The organism is Rhodococcus oxybenzonivorans, from assembly GCF_003130705.1.
GTDB classification, from domain to species: domain Bacteria; phylum Actinomycetota; class Actinomycetes; order Mycobacteriales; family Mycobacteriaceae; genus Rhodococcus_F; species Rhodococcus_F oxybenzonivorans.
On record NZ_CP021354.1, the window covers coordinates 567,054 to 581,599 of the forward strand.

Genomic DNA, 14,546 nt, shown 5'->3' on the forward strand with positions numbered 1-14,546 from the left:
CCGCCTCGGTGTTAAACGGCCAGGTGAAAGCGCGGTTCTACGCCCAGTGCAGCAGGGTCAGCGAGTGTTCGGCCAGCGGCACTGACCGGTTGCACGAGGTGTCCGGGTCCGCGACGGCGTCCAGGCCGAAAGTCGTGTCGATCAGGAGGGTGCCCGAGTCGGTGGTGAACTCGAGGATGCACTGGTACTTGCTCTCGGCGAGGGCGCGACCTTCGTTTCCGAGCACCTCGATGATGCGCAGGGGCTTGTCGGGGGCGGCGGAATCTGTGGTGGTGACGGTCACGGTGTTCAGCGTCTCGGGCCGGCCCCACGTGCAGCTGCGACGCTCGTCGGCCTCGACCGGCGTGCCGTTGCCGACGTCGGCCGTCAGCAACGGGTCCAGCGTTGCCACGTCGGCCAACGTGCACGGGTCCACCGCATCCCAGCGCACTGCGTCGTCCGAGGTCGGCTCGTCGTCGCCCCCTCCGCACGCCGACAGTGCCGCCACGACGCTGCCGAGTGCCACCGCCCGCGCGGCCCTTCTCCTATACATCCCTCAAATCCCATCGGTCTTTCGGCCCGAGGTGGCCGAATGCGGTGGCGACCGTAGCACCGGGCCCCGGTTCCGGGGTGGATCCCTGCGGCGGTTCGGGGCCGTCTACACTCTGTGGTGGATCCCGCGCGGCGCGCATCCTGTGAACTCCCCCAGGGCCGGAAGGCAGCAAGGGTCAACGGGCTCTGCCGGGTGCGCGGGGTTCCCTATCTTTCGCATACCCGACTCATCACGTCGGTGAAAGGCCGCTCCTGATGCCCAACCAGACCCAGATCGGGTTGATGAGCCATGAGGAACTACTTTCCGAGCACGAGCGTCAAACTGCGAATTATGCGCAGTTGAAGACCGAGAAGCTCACGCTCGATCTCACCCGAGGCAAACCCTCTCCCGAACAGCTGGACCTGTCGGCGGAGCTTCTGACGCTGCCGGGTGACGGCGACTTCCGGGACGGCAACGGCACCGACTGCCGCAACTACGGCGGCCTCGCCGGGCTGCCCGAACTGCGGGCCATCTTCGGCGAGTTGCTCGGCATTCCCGTCGAAAATCTCCTCGCCGGAAACAACGCGAGCCTCGAGATCATGCACGACGCGGTGGTGTTCTCGCTGCTGCACGGAAATCCCGATTCTCCGCGACCGTGGTCGCAGGAGCCCAAGGTCCGGTTCCTCTGCCCGGCGCCCGGATACGATCGCCACTTCGCGATCACCGAGTCCTACGGCATCGAGATGATTCCGGTGCCGATGCGACCGGACGGCCCGGATGCGGACCTCGTCGCCAAGCTTGTGGCAGGAGACCCGCAGATCAAGGGCTTGTGGGCGGTCCCCAACTATTCCAACCCCACCGGTGTCGTGTACTCGGAGGAAGTGGCGCGGACTTTGGCCACGATGCCCACCGCAGCCCCGGATTTCCGGTTGTTCTGGGACAACGCCTATGCGGTGCATCCGCTGTTCGGGGAGACGGCGCCGTCGCTGGACATCCTGGGCATGGCCGCCGAGGCCGGCCACCCGAACCGTCCGCTGGTGTTCGCGTCGACGTCGAAGATCACGTTCGCGGGCGCCGGTGTCAGCTTTCTCGGTGCCTCTACCGAGAACCTGGCGTGGTATCAGAAGTACTTCGGCAAGAAGAGTATCGGTCCCGACAAGCTGAACCAGCTTCGTCACCTGCGATTCTTCGGCAACGCGGACGGTGTCCGGGCGCACATGGAGAAGCACCGTGAGCTCCTGGCACCGAAGTTCGCGCTGGTGCTGAAGATCCTCGAGGACCGTCTCGGGGCGTCGAAGGTGGCGTCGTGGACGGAGCCGAAGGGTGGTTACTTCGTGAGCCTCGACGTCGTGGAGGGCACGGCCAAGCGGGTGATCGCCCTGGCGAAGGACGCGGGTATCGCGCTCACCGCTGCCGGATCCGCGTTTCCGTACGGCATCGACCCCGAGGACAAGAACATTCGGCTGGCGCCGAGCTTCCCGTCCACCGAGGAGTTGGGCAAGGCGATGAACGGCGTCGCGACCTGCGTTCTCCTCGCGGCCACCGAGGCGCGTCTCGATGGATCGCACTCCTAGTCGTCGCAGTCCTAGGAGTGCGCTCGGCTACATCCGGGCGTTGCGGGCCATCACGAAGCTGTACACACCGTAGGCGGCGATGCCCAGTCCGGCGAGGACCAGAAGCACCTGACCGTACGGCGCCGAGCCGAGGGTTTTGACTGCGCCGTCGAGTCCGGTGGCCTTGGAAGGGTCGGACTTCAACACGGCCACGATCACGAGGACTCCCGCGCCGGCGATCACCAGACCCTTCGCGACGTACCCGATGACACCGAGCGGCTCCACGAGCTTCGAGGGCTGGCCTTTCAGATCGTCGCAGAAATTCTTCGACGCTCCCTTGTAGACGTGATACCCGCCGATCGCGATGGCCACGAGAGCCACCACGATGAGAAGGGTCTTGCCAGCCCCGGACTCCATGAGCCGAGCGCTGAGTCCCGCATTCTGCTGACCGCTCGACTTCCCGGCGCCGCGGGCGAACTGGACCGCCGAGAAAGCGAAAGCGAAGTAGACCAAGGCCAGGCCGAACGCCTTCGCGCGGTCCATTAACGAGGGACCTTCCGGATCACCCTGCGATCCCTCGGTGACATGCGGTCCGAGCACGGTCTCGGCCAGCCGCCACAGAGCCATTGCGACGAACGCCACCGCGGCTACCCACAGGACGAACCGGCCACCCGGTTTGGAAGCCAGCGTGCCCAGTGCCCCGGACTGGTCGGCGTCGCCACCGTTGCCGAACGCCAGCTGAATGATGATGTATGCAACCAGGAGATGAACGAATCCGCTCATCACGTGTCCGGCACGGGCAACCCGTTCGAAGGTGGTGCTGTCTGTCGCACGATCGACCGCTCCACTGAATCCGCCGGCTCGGTTGGCTTCGTTCGGGGCCATCGGGTGTCCTTCGGGTCGCGCGCATTGGACCGCAGTCCCTGGAACCTAGAGGTACCCGGCAACGGCCGCGCCGACACGCGGTGTGGTCAGCGGCGCGGAGGCCGCGTCCCGGATTGGGGTGCGCCGGGATCGATGGTGAGGTCGTCGGTGTCGGCGAAAACCAGGCGTCCGTCGTCGAGGGCGATTGCCCATCGATGCGCGGGAGCCCATTCGTGCCCACGTTCGGCGTCGGTCAACGCGGCGTAGTCCTCGATGACGTGACCGGTCTGTGCCTCCTCGGACTGCCGGCGTACCAGCACCCGCACACCCACAGCGACGTTTGCGGGCGCCGGTTTCTTCTCGCTCGTGTTGTCGGGCATTGCTCTCACCCTCTCGCTCGGCGGATACCTCGGATCATATGCACATTCCCGCATGACCGACGAACGATAAGGGCTGCTTTCGTATACACATCCCCTCCACCGTGACCACGACCCGTCGTAGAAGGCAGGGCCGGACGGGCGCTGTGACGGGACCGGTATAAAACCCTACGCGCGAGTAATGCAGTGCTGTGGACAACTCTGTGGACAACTCAGGTATCGAACCTGTTGACTCCCGGCCGGATGGGCGTGGTGGCAGGATCGACCCCATGGCACGCACGTTGAATCTCGTCGGTGATCCGGAGGCGGACGCACTTCTGGCGAGTGACCCCCTTGCCCTGCTGATCGGAATGCTGCTCGATCAGCAGGTTCCGATGGAGACGGCGTTCGCGGGCCCGCAGAAGCTTGCGGATCGTCTCGGCGGGCTCGAGGTGCATCGCATCGCGGAGATGGATCCGGAAGAATTCGCCGCCGTCTGTGCACAGACTCCCGCGGTGCATCGGTTCCCCGGTTCCATGGCCACGCGCATCCAGTCGCTGTGCGCGTTTCTCGTCGAGAACTACGACGGCAGCGTCGAAGCGCTGTGGACCGACGGCGATCCCGACGGCAAAGAGGTTCTGAAACGGTTGAAGGCGCTGCCCGGCTACGGCGACCAGAAGGCGCGGATCTTCCTGGCACTGCTCGGCAAGCAGATCGGGGTGGAACCCAAGGGCTGGCGGGAAGCCGCCGGCGACTACGGTACGGACGGTTCCCGCCGGTCGATCGCAGACGTCGTCGACGAGAAGAGCCTGCACGAGGTCCGCGAGTTCAAGAAGGCCGCCAAGGCCGAGGCGAAGAAGGAAGCCGCCGCGAAGAAGAAGTAGCCGCTACTCGGAGTCCTTCCGTTCCTCGTCCAGGTGCCGACGGCGTTCGCTCTCGTGCATCCACGGGAACACGCTGTTGCCCTGACCGCCGCCTCCCGGTCCGTGACCGAGGACGCCGCCTCCAGGTCCGTGGCCGAGGACGCCGTGCTCGTACGCCGATTCGGCGTGCAGGGCCAGGTCGATTCCCGAGGATTCGTCCTCCGCACTCACCCGGAACCCGAAGGCGCGGTCGATGAGCTTGCCCAGCGCGTACGTGACGCCGAAGGCGTAGAGGGCGACGACGACCACGGCTACTACCTGCTTGCCGAGTTGCGCGAAGCCGCCGCCGTACAAGAGGCCCTCCGCACCGCCCGTCATCACTTCGGTGGCGAGCAGGCCGATCAGGATCGTGCCGACGATGCCGCCGACCAAGTGGACGCCCACCACGTCGAGGGAGTCGTCGTAGCCGAGGCGGAACTTCCATCCGACGGCGAACGAACAGACCACACCGGCGACCGCCCCGACGACGGACGCGCCGAGCATGCTCACCGTTCCGCACGAGGGCGTGATCGCGACCAGGCCGGCGACGACACCAGACGCAGCGCCGAATGTGGTGGGGTGTCCGTCTCGCTTCTGTTCCACGAGGAGCCAGCCGAGCAGGCCGGTGCAGCCGGCGACGAGGGTGTTGAGGAAGATTGCGGCCGCGGTGCCGTCGGCGGCGAGGGCGGAGCCTGCGTTGAAACCGAACCAGCCGAACCACAGCAGCCCGACACCCAGCAGCACCAGGGGCAGGTTGTGCGGGCGCATCGATTCCGAGCGGAAGCCGAGGCGCGGGCCCAGAACCAGGGCCAACGCGAGGCCGGACGCACCGGAGACGATCTCGACGACCAGCCCGCCCGCGTAGTCGAGGGCGCCGAACTGCGCGATCCAGCCGTCCGGGTTCCACACCCAGTGGGCGACGGGCGCATACACGAGAAGGGCCCAGATCGGGACGAAAACCATCCATGCCGAAAACTTGGCGCGGTCGGCGATCGCTCCGCTGATCAGCGCGGCGGTGATGATCGCGAACGTCAGCTGGAACGTCGCGAAGAGGATCTCGGGAACCTGCCCGTGAACCGTGGTGGGGTCGATACCCACCATCCCCAGATGCTCGAAGCCGCCGATCAGGCCGCCGCCGATGTCGTCACCGAAGATCAGGGAGTATCCCGCCACCAGCCATGCCACGGTGACCAGGGCGATCGACACGAAACTCATCATGATCATGTTCAGGACACCGGTGGATCTCACCATCCCGCCGTAGAACAGGGCGAGACCCGGGGTCATCAACAGGACCAGCGCGGTACTGATCAGCAGCCAGGCGGTTGCTCCGGCGTCGATTGCAGGCACGACATTCTCCTCACACGCTCGGACGGAACCGTGCGCGGAAAGTCACGATGACCGTGACCCGTTTCGGGTGTGCTGCCGACGCGTTGCGAACGTGTTACGCAATTCACTCATTCGACGAGTGCCGGGTGTGAAGTGACGGGTGTGGCGACGACGGATCGGGTGTGGCTGTGGACCCGACCACCCGTACCTGACCTGTCGGGGTCCGCCGGTAGTCTTTCCGCGTGGCCCTGTACCGGAAGTACCGACCCGCATCCTTCGCCGAGGTGGTGGGGCAGGAGCACGTCACCGAACCACTGAGCACCGCACTCGATGCCGGACGGATCAACCACGCCTATCTGTTCTCCGGTCCTCGTGGCTGCGGCAAGACGTCCTCTGCCCGCATCCTCGCGCGCTCGCTCAACTGCGTCGAAGGCCCGACGTCCACCCCGTGTGGTCAGTGCCCCTCCTGTGTGGCTCTGGGACCGGGCGGTTCCGGCAACCTCGATGTCACCGAACTCGACGCCGCCAGCCACGGTGGTGTCGACGACACGCGGGAGCTGCGCGACCGCGCGTTCTACGCACCCGCGGAGTCGCGGTACCGGGTGTTCATCGTGGACGAGGCCCACATGGTCACGACGGCCGGATTCAATGCCCTCCTCAAGATCGTCGAGGAACCGCCGGAGCACCTCATCTTCATCTTCGCCACCACCGAGCCGGACAAGGTGCTGCCGACCATTCGTTCGCGTACCCACCATTACCCGTTCCGGTTGCTGGCGCCGTCGACTATGCGTGGGCTGCTCGAGAAAATCTGCCTGCAGGAGAACGTTCCGGTGGCGGATCCCGTATATCCGCTGGTCATCCGTGCGGGCGGCGGTTCTCCGCGAGACTCGCTGAGCATCCTCGACCAGTTGCTGGCCGGTGCGGGCGACGACGGGGTGACCTACCCGCGTGCGCTTGCGCTCCTCGGTGTCACCGATGTGGCACTCATCGACGACGCAGTCGACGCACTGGCCACTGGAGACGGCGCTGCGCTGTTCGGAACCGTGGACCGTGTCATCGACGCCGGCCACGATCCGCGGCGGTTCGCCGTCGACCTTCTCGAGCGTCTACGCGACCTGATCCTTATGCAAGCGGTGCCGGACGCCGCCGAGCGCGGCCTGGTCGACGCACCCGGCGATGTGCTCGAGCACATGCGCGCACAGGTGAAGCGGATCGGACCGGCAACGCTCACCCGATACGCGGAGGTGATCCACGCCGGGCTCGGCGAGATGCGCGGCGCCACTGCCCCACGTCTGTTGCTCGAAGTGATGTGCGCCCGCATGCTTCTGCCGTCGGCGTCCGACGCGGAGTCCGCGGTATTGCAGCGACTCGAGCGAGTCGAGCGGGGACTTCCCCCGGCCGGTACGGCACCGGCGCCTGCGGTAGCCGGACGTCCGAACCCGGCGCCCGCGGCGCAGAACGGTTCGACGGCAGATCCTGCGGCGCAGGCCAATTCGTCCCCGCAGCCCGAACTCAAGTTTCAGCGGCCCTCGATGAGGGCGGCCGAGACAGTGCCTGCGCCACCCGAACCCGAACCGGCGCCACACCCCGTTCCGAAGCCCGAGCCGACACCCGAGCCTGCCCCCGTTCCGGAGCCGACGCCGGAGCCCGCCCCGGTTCCGGCGCCCGAGCCTGCTCCCGTTCCGGAGCCGACGCCGGAGCCCGCCCCGGTTCCGGCGCCCGAGCCCGCTCCCGTCCCCGAGCCGGAACCGACGCCGCAACCGGTAACCGAACCCGATGCGACCCCGGCTCCCGAGGTCGCGGCGCAAGCGGACGCGCCCGGCGGCCCCGACGCCGCTGCACTGCGAGAGGCATGGAACAGCCTGCGCGAGAAGGTGAGCCAGCGGAACAAGATTCTTCCGGCGATGCTGTCGGCGGCGACGGTGCACGACGTGCAGGGCAATCGCTTGATCCTCGCGCATCCCGTTCCCAATCTGGGCGCACGCATCGCCTCACCGCACAACGCGCAGGTCATCGCGGAGGTGCTCGCCGAGATGTTCGGCGGCGACTGGGAAGTGGAGTATCAGGCGGGCGCTCCGGCACCCCCGCCGCCGCCGGTCACGAAGGTCGCCTCGGCACCTACCCGACCGGCCGGCACACCGCGATTCTCGCGGCCCAGCCAGGACAAGACCGCACAGCGTGCAACTCCACCGTCGTCGGAGCCGCGGGCTGCAGGCGCAGAAATCGCTCGGCCGCAGCCTCGTTCGTCGTCCGAGCCGGACGACGACATTCCGCCGCCGGAGGCACCCGACTATCCCGACGATCCTGCACCCCCGATCGACTACGAATCCGCGACCCCTCCTGTCACCACCCCGGAAGACGAAGAGGAGATGTTCGCCGAGGCGGCGGAACCCGCTGATCCGTCCACACGTCGTGACCCGGAGGTCGTTGCGTTCGAATTGCTCAAGGACATGCTCGGGGCGAGGAAACTCGAGGGCTGATCGTCCCGCTGGTTCGGGACACAGGCCCCTGGTGCCCGGGACGCCGGGTAACCGATTCTCGTTCCATGAGCACAGTGAATGTTCCTGAGGGCGTGCAGAACGAGGTCCCGGCGGCTGCACGACGTGGCCGGTGGTGGGCATATGTCGGGATTCTGGCCGGGGCGGCCGGGATTCTCGGCATCCAGGCGAGCATGTCGATCGACGCGGTCTATGCGGAGTCGTCGGCAGGTGACGCGGTAGCGATCATGAACCACCTCGCCGGACAGCGAACCAGCATCCTCGTGATGCACGTGTCGATCATGACCACGGCGCTGCTCCTGCTCGTCTTCGCAGCCGGGTTGGCTCAACGGCTACGGGCGGCGCTACCCGCGGACAGCATCCTTCCGTCGGTTGCGGCGTTCGGTCTGGTCCTGACGTCGGCGGCGTGCCTGCTGGGGACCGGCCTGACGACGGAGCTGGTGTTCGGCCTCGGTGAGACGGATCAGCTGGTGCCGGAGTTCGCGGTGATCGGAGCCCACTGGATGGGGACGATCCCGTGGTTGTGGGCGGGCGCGGGCGTCAGCGCGCTGGCGGTTGCTGCCGCGCTGCTACGCGCACACGCGGGGCCCCGGTGGATCGGCTGGGTCAGTCTGGTCCTCGGTCTGGTGACTGCCCTCATCGGCGTGTCACCCCTGCAGTACATGGCCGGGTTCACCGGACCGCTGTGGGTGTTGGTCAGTGCGGTGGGATTCGCGTTCGCACCCTCCCTGCGTGAGTGATACTCGTTCGCACGATGAGCGAGACGAGGGCATGTCGAATGATCGAGGGGTCGGCGGGTACCGGCGGTGCGCCGGTACCCGCCGCAGTCATGGCGGTGTCGTCGTGGGTGCTGGTGGTCCTGTCCGTTGTGGCGTTCGTCGGCGCAGACCCGGGCATCGATTCCAACCAGCTGTTCTTCCTGGTAGATGTCGTCGGCGCTGCGGTGTACGGGACCGTGGGCGGGGTCGTCCTCGCTCGGCGTGTGCACCCGGTACCGATCCTCCTCGGCCTCACCGCGATCGGAGTGGGCGTCGCCGCGCTGAGCTACAGCTACTCGCAGCTCGCGCTGGTCCGTCCCGGCCTCCCGGGAGTCGGTGTGCTGGAACCGCTGCAGAACACGGCGTGGATTCCGGGCACGCTCAGCCTCTTCCTCATCGTCCCGTGGCTGATCCGCGACCATCCGCTGGGGCCGATCGCGAAGGCAGGAGTCGCGGCGGGTATCGGCGCGACCGCGTGGTACTTCTGGTCGCGGACCTTCACCGACATTCCACCGATCTGGGTGCTTCTTCCCGTCCTCGTCGTCGGGGTGCTTGCGTCGGCGGATTGTGGTTGGCGGTGGCGGCACGGTCCGCAGACCGAGCGGGTAGGTCTGGGATGGATGTGTCTGGGCACCGGTCTGATGACGGCCGCGTACATTCCTCTCGCGCTGCCGGCGTCGCTTCCCGGGCTGTGGGTGCTCAATCCACTGGTGCACCTCGCCGTGCAGGCGTTCTACCCGGTCGCGATCCTGGTGTGCGTTCTGCGGCAGCGCATGTGGGGACTGAACCTGGCGGTCAGCCGTGCGACGGTGGCCGGGACGCTCACCGTCCTGCTGCTGGTGTTGTACGTCGTGGTGGCGACGCTCGTGTCGGCGCTGCTCCCCGCGGGTGAATCGGTGGGTGCGCAGGTGGTGGCGGCGGGAGTCGTCGCCGTCGCTGTACAACCCGCGCGGTTGTGGCTCCAGCGGCGAGTGCACCACCTGGTGTACGGCGAGGGCGCAGATCCGGCCCGAGCGGTCCGCACACTGGGGCGGCGATTCGGCAGTGCCGAGTCACCAGAGGAACTACTCGCGGAACTCGCCGCCGGTGTGGGTGTCGCGTTGCGCCTCGAATCGGTATCTATTCGCCGTGGCAGCGGCGTTGCCGCGGTGTGGGGTCACGCGACGGGACCCGCAGAGTCGGTGAAGTTGGTACATCGTGGAGCGGTGTTCGGCACGATGATCGTCACCGCACCTCCCGGGGAGACGCTCGGCTCGCGGACGCGCAGATCGCTCACCGAGCTGTCTGCCGTGGTCACGGCGGGCCTCGTGGTCATGCAGTCGGCCGACGACCTGCGGGAGGCCCGGCGGCAGCTGGCGTCGGTTCGCCTCGAGGAGCGCCAGATGATCCGCCGTGAACTGCACGACGGCCTGGGACCGTCGCTGGCGGGCATCCGACTCGGCCTGCAAGGGGCCCGGAACCTGCTCACGAGCGATCCCGATTCGGCAGCGGCACTCATCGATTCGCTGCAGGCGGAACTCGACCACCAGGTCGAGGGTGTCCGGCAGCTGTCCCGCAGCATGTTTCCGCCGGTGCTCGACGAACTCGGCCTTCTCCCCGCCCTGCAAGAATTGGCGGAAACACACTCCCGTAGTGGTTTCACGCTGCACATTCGAGCAGACCCGCCAGCCGGCCTCGGTACGCAGACCAGCGCCGCTGCGTACGGAATCATCGTCGAGGCCGTGACCAACGCACGACGGCACAGTGGCGCCGACGGTTGCCGTGTCGACGCCACACTCGGTCAGGATCCGGGAGTCGGCGATGTCCTCGAAGTGATGATCCGGGACGACGGCTGTGGGTTCGATCCCACGGGAGGTGCCGGGGTGGGGACCCGGTCGATGCGTGAGCGCGCCCGCGAACTCGGCGGCACCCTCGACATCGAATCGGGGAGTCCGACAGGCACAGTGGTCACCGCCCGGCTACCGTTGTCACCACTATGAGCGCGAGTATTGCCAGTACTTCACCCTCGCCCATCCGGGTCGTCGTCGTCGACGATCACCCGGTGTTCCGGCTCGGAATGGTGGCACTGCTCTCGACACTCGACGGCATGGAGGTGGCTGCTCAGGCCAGCTCCGTCGCCGAAGCGCTCGACGTCGTCGACGCCGAAGTCGATGTGGTGCTCATGGACCTCGAACTCGGTGACGGGTCGGGCGTGGACGCCACCCGCCGGTTGGTCCAGACATATCCGGCGTTGCGGGTGCTCGTGGTCACGATGCACGAGGACGACGAGTCGCTCGTCGCTTCGGTGCGTGCCGGGGCGAGGGGTTATCTCGTCAAGGGCGCCGACCCCGCCGAAGTGGAACGTGCTGTGCGAGCCGTCGCAAATGGCGAAATGATCCTGGGCGCCGCGGTCGCCGCCCGGGCGATGACCTTCATGGCGGCCTCACACCGGGTGCGCTCGACGGTGTTTCCCGAGTTGACCGACCGGGAACGTGAGGTTTTGGACCTCGTGGCTCGCGGGCACGACAACGCGAGCATCTCCCGGCGACTGGTGCTGAGTCCGAAGACCGTGCGCAACCATGTGTCCAACGTGCTGGCCAAGCTCGGTGTGCCCGACCGTTCCGCCGCCATCGTGCGCGCGCGGGACGCCGGGCTCGGACTCGATCCGTGAGTGCGGCAGCTAGACGGCCGCGGTGGATGTCGTCGGCACGAATCTGAACCCGGGGCCGGAGTCGTCGGTGTTCGTGGGACTCGGGCCCGGCCCGGGGCGGGTGGTGCGGACGTCGGGAATCCGGCGGGGAGACGAGACGAGTGACGGGGTGTCGCGCCACACCGGATCCGCTTCCTGCAGTTCGAGTGCCGTCGAGATCAGCGCCTCCTCGGCCCACGGGAGACCACCGAGTTGCACGCCGAAAGGGATGCCGGTGGCGGTGGACCGGCCGGCGGGAACGCAGATCACGGGTGCCCCGGTGTAATTGGCCCAGAAGTAGTTTTCCCTGGCGCCGGCGAACACGCTCGTATCAGCCAGTGTGTCGCGGCGGATTCCGTCCGTCAGGGCCCCGGGTCGCAGAACCACGTCCAAGGCGTGCTCGGCGAACATGCGGTTGTACTCGTGCTGGTAACGCCGTCGTTCGCGTTCGAGCGAAAAGTAGTCTGCCACCGGCACGCCGAGACTCGCGACAGCCGCAGTCGCGGCAACAGCCGATTCCGGCCTGTACGACGGGAGCCGATCGACGAACTGCTGGTGATACACACCGAATTCGGCCAGGTCACCGGTGAGAAGTCCGGTGGGAACCGTCGGCATCCGGACGTCGACGATCACCCCGCCGAGACGACGGATCAGGTCGAGAAATGCCGAGAACAACACCCCCACAGATTCGGGCAGCTCCTCGGTTGCCGTGCTCGGGAGGCCGAAGCGTATGCCGGACAACGGCTGTGGGCCGCCCACGGCGGAGAGCGGGTACCCGTTCGCCGGTACGTCGGGTCCCACCGACGTGCTGGGGTCGTCGACGTCGACGCCCGCCATGTAACTGAGCAGCAGGGACGCGTCGGCGACACTGCGCCCCATCGGTCCGGTGTGATCACGAGTCCACGTCAGCGGGATCACCCCGCTGGTGCTGCACCGGCCGAACGTCGGCTTGATGGCGGTAATTCCGCACGCGCTCGCGGGGATGCGCAGTGATCCGCCGGTGTCCGTCCCGACAGCGCACGGAGTGAACCGGGCGGCGAGTGCGGCGGCACTGCCGCCCGAGGAACCGCCCGGCGAGTACTCGGTTCCCCAGGGATTGCCGACCTGGGGTGTGGCGGTCCCGATAGCGAACTCATGCGTGTGCAGGTGTCCCATGAGGACCATTCCCGCATCGCGGAACCGCCGCCACACGCCCGAATCGCCGGCGGCGATGTTGCCGGCAAGGGCGTCGCTCGACGCCGTCAGGGGCAACCCGGCCACGGCGAAGACATCTTTCAGGCCGATCGGCAATCCGCAGGCGAGTGGTGCCGATCCGGTAGCCAGTCGCTGCGCTGCCAGGTCTGCCGCGGCGTATGCCTGCTCCGAGTAGATCCGGATCCACGCCTCGACCGAGCCGTCGTATTCCGCGCTGCGACCGAGGCACGCGTCGAGCAGATCCCGTGGGTGCAGGGCACGCGACTGCAGAAGAGTCGCCGCCTCGATCGCACTCAGCAGAGCGGGGTCGGTCTCCGTGACGGACGTCGGCGGCGGAAGACGCCGACGGGCCGAGGCGGTTCGGCCACCGAATCCGGCTGCGGTCACGGCACCCACCGCCGCGGCCCCGAGGAGACGTCGCCGGGACAGCGGGGTCGGCACGAGGGGACTCTTCTCTTGTCGCGGGAGTGCGGGCGCGCGTCATTAGAGCACGAAAATGCTGCCTCGGCGCGATGAGAGAAGGGGAACCGTGATCGCCTGGGTCACGATCCTGGATCGCTTCGGTCCTTCCTCCGGTTTTGCAACAGGTTCTAAGGTGAAGTTGACGGGGTATGCCCCGCGCAGAGCGCCGTGTGCACTGTCGGCGTCGACGCAGATAAGGAAGGAACACCCGAAGTGACCACAGAGGCATTCATTTATGAAGCCATCCGCACCCCGCGTGGCCGCGGAAAGAAGACCGGTTCGCTCCATTCGGTCAAGCCGATCTCGCTGGTCACCGGCCTGATCGACGAGCTCCGCGTCCGCTTCCCCGACCTCGACGAGGACCGCATCTCGGATCTGATCCTCGGTGTCGTCACCCCGGTGGGCGACCAGGGTATGGATATTGCACGCATCGCCGTCAACGACGCCGGGCTGCCCGACACCGTCGGTGGTGTCCAGCTCAACCGGTTCTGCGCGTCGGGCCTCGAGGCCGTCAACACCGCCGCCCAGAAGGTGCGGTCGGGCTGGGACGAACTGGTGATCGCCGGTGGCGTCGAATCGATGTCCCGCGTGCCGATGGGCTCCGACGGCGGACCGTGGGCACTCGACCCGGCCACCAACTACGACAACTACTTCGTGCCGCAGGGTGTGGGCGCCGACCTGATCGCCACCATCGAGGGCTTCTCCCGCGAAGACGTCGACGCGTACGCCGTCCGCTCGCAGGATCTCGCCGCGAAGGCGTGGGCGGGCGGGTACTTCACCAAGTCCGTCGTCCCGGTGAAGGACATCAACGGCATCACCGTCCTCGACCACGACGAGCACATGCGTCCCGGCACCACCGTGGAAAATCTCGCAGGCCTCAACCCGTCGTTCGCCGGTGTCGGTGAGATGGGCGGCTTCGACGCGGTGTCGCTGCAGAAGTACCACTGGGTCGAGAAGATCAACCACGTCCACCACGGCGGTAACAGCTCCGGCATCGTCGACGGCGCCGCACTGGTGCTCGTCGGATCGGAGCAGGCCGGCAAGGACATGGGTCTGCGGCCGCGTGCCCGCGTCGTCGCCACCGCCACCTCCGGCGCCGACTCCACGATCATGCTCACCGGTCCGACCCCGGCGTCGAAGAAGGTCCTCGCCGCAGCCGGACTGACCGTCGACGACATCGACCTGTTCGAGATCAACGAGGCGTTCGCATCGGTGGTGCTGAAGTTCCAGAAGGACCTGAAGATTCCCGACGAGAAGCTCAACGTCAATGGTGGTGCCATCGCGATGGGTCACCCGCTGGGCGCTACGGGGGCCATGATCACCGGCACCATGCTCGACGAACTCGAGCGGCGGAACGCCCGGTATGCCCTCATCACCTTGTGCATCGGCGGCGGTATGGGTGTCGCCACCATCGTCGAGCGCGTCTGACGCCCGGATCAACAGGAGACTTGAAG

At 67.2% G+C, this 14,546-nt stretch carries 12 protein-coding genes and 1 other RNA gene; 8 read left to right on the plus strand and 5 right to left on the minus strand.

Annotated features, from left to right (window positions below; translation table 11 throughout):
- Positions 1-37: 37 nt before the first annotated feature.
- Positions 38-532, minus strand: coding sequence for a hypothetical protein (locus CBI38_RS02865; RefSeq protein ID WP_109326210.1), 495 nt, complete (start codon positions 530-532; stop codon positions 38-40).
- A 115-nt stretch (positions 533-647) separates the two neighbouring features.
- On the opposite strand from CBI38_RS02865, the gene ffs reads away from it, so the two are divergent.
- Positions 648-746, plus strand: an RNA gene (ffs, locus tag CBI38_RS02870) — signal recognition particle sRNA small type.
- Positions 747-786: 40 nt separating this feature from the next.
- Positions 787-2,085: an aspartate aminotransferase type Ic gene (locus CBI38_RS02875; protein WP_109326211.1), complete on the plus strand. Its 1,299-nt coding sequence runs from the start codon at positions 787-789 to the stop codon at positions 2,083-2,085.
- A gap of 27 nt (positions 2,086-2,112) precedes the next feature.
- Here CBI38_RS02875 and CBI38_RS02880 read toward each other — a convergent pair whose 3' ends face one another.
- Both CBI38_RS02880 and CBI38_RS02885 read right to left on the minus strand, forming a co-directional pair.
- Positions 2,113-2,949: a DUF1206 domain-containing protein gene (locus CBI38_RS02880; RefSeq protein ID WP_109326213.1), complete on the minus strand. Its 837-nt coding sequence runs from the start codon at positions 2,947-2,949 to the stop codon at positions 2,113-2,115.
- A gap of 86 nt (positions 2,950-3,035) precedes the next feature.
- Positions 3,036-3,308 (minus strand): hypothetical protein, encoded by a 273-nt coding sequence (locus CBI38_RS02885; RefSeq protein ID WP_109326214.1) that lies wholly within the window; start codon positions 3,306-3,308, stop codon positions 3,036-3,038.
- Between the two features lie 266 nt (positions 3,309-3,574).
- Here CBI38_RS02885 and CBI38_RS02890 point away from each other — a divergent pair, with 266 nt between their 5' ends.
- Positions 3,575-4,168: an HhH-GPD-type base excision DNA repair protein gene (locus CBI38_RS02890; RefSeq protein WP_109326215.1), complete on the plus strand. Its 594-nt coding sequence runs from the start codon at positions 3,575-3,577 to the stop codon at positions 4,166-4,168.
- Between the two features lie 3 nt (positions 4,169-4,171).
- Here CBI38_RS02890 and CBI38_RS02895 read toward each other — a convergent pair whose 3' ends face one another.
- Entirely contained in the window at positions 4,172-5,533 is a 1,362-nt protein-coding gene (locus tag CBI38_RS02895) for an ammonium transporter (RefSeq protein ID WP_109326216.1), read from the minus strand.
- A 221-nt stretch (positions 5,534-5,754) separates the two neighbouring features.
- Between CBI38_RS02895 and CBI38_RS02900 the strand changes: the two genes are divergently transcribed.
- From CBI38_RS02900 to CBI38_RS02915, 4 genes are all read left to right on the plus strand, one after another.
- The gene (locus CBI38_RS02900) at positions 5,755-7,992 is read left to right on the plus strand and encodes a DNA polymerase III subunit gamma and tau (protein ID WP_109326224.1); all 2,238 of its coding nucleotides are present in this window, start codon (positions 5,755-5,757) and stop codon (positions 7,990-7,992) included.
- 65 nt (positions 7,993-8,057) lie between these two features.
- On the plus strand, positions 8,058-8,750 hold the full coding sequence (locus CBI38_RS02905) for a hypothetical protein (protein ID WP_109326225.1): 693 nt from the start codon (positions 8,058-8,060) through the stop codon (positions 8,748-8,750).
- A gap of 38 nt (positions 8,751-8,788) precedes the next feature.
- Positions 8,789-10,747 (plus strand): sensor histidine kinase, encoded by a 1,959-nt coding sequence (locus tag CBI38_RS02910; RefSeq protein WP_109326235.1) that lies wholly within the window; start codon positions 8,789-8,791, stop codon positions 10,745-10,747.
- Positions 10,744-11,418 (plus strand): response regulator, encoded by a 675-nt coding sequence (locus tag CBI38_RS02915; protein ID WP_109326239.1) that lies wholly within the window; start codon positions 10,744-10,746, stop codon positions 11,416-11,418. The genes CBI38_RS02910 and CBI38_RS02915 overlap by 4 nt, the downstream gene beginning before the upstream one ends.
- Positions 11,419-11,427: 9 nt before the next feature.
- On the opposite strand, the gene CBI38_RS02920 is transcribed toward CBI38_RS02915, so the two are convergent.
- On the minus strand, positions 11,428-13,071 hold the full coding sequence (locus CBI38_RS02920; RefSeq protein ID WP_109326240.1) for an amidase: 1,644 nt from the start codon (positions 13,069-13,071) through the stop codon (positions 11,428-11,430).
- 234 nt (positions 13,072-13,305) lie between these two features.
- Here CBI38_RS02920 and CBI38_RS02925 point away from each other — a divergent pair, with 234 nt between their 5' ends.
- Complete coding sequence (locus tag CBI38_RS02925; protein WP_109326241.1) at positions 13,306-14,520, plus strand: acetyl-CoA C-acetyltransferase; 1,215 nt, start codon at positions 13,306-13,308, stop codon at positions 14,518-14,520.
- Positions 14,521-14,546: the final 26 nt, after the last annotated feature.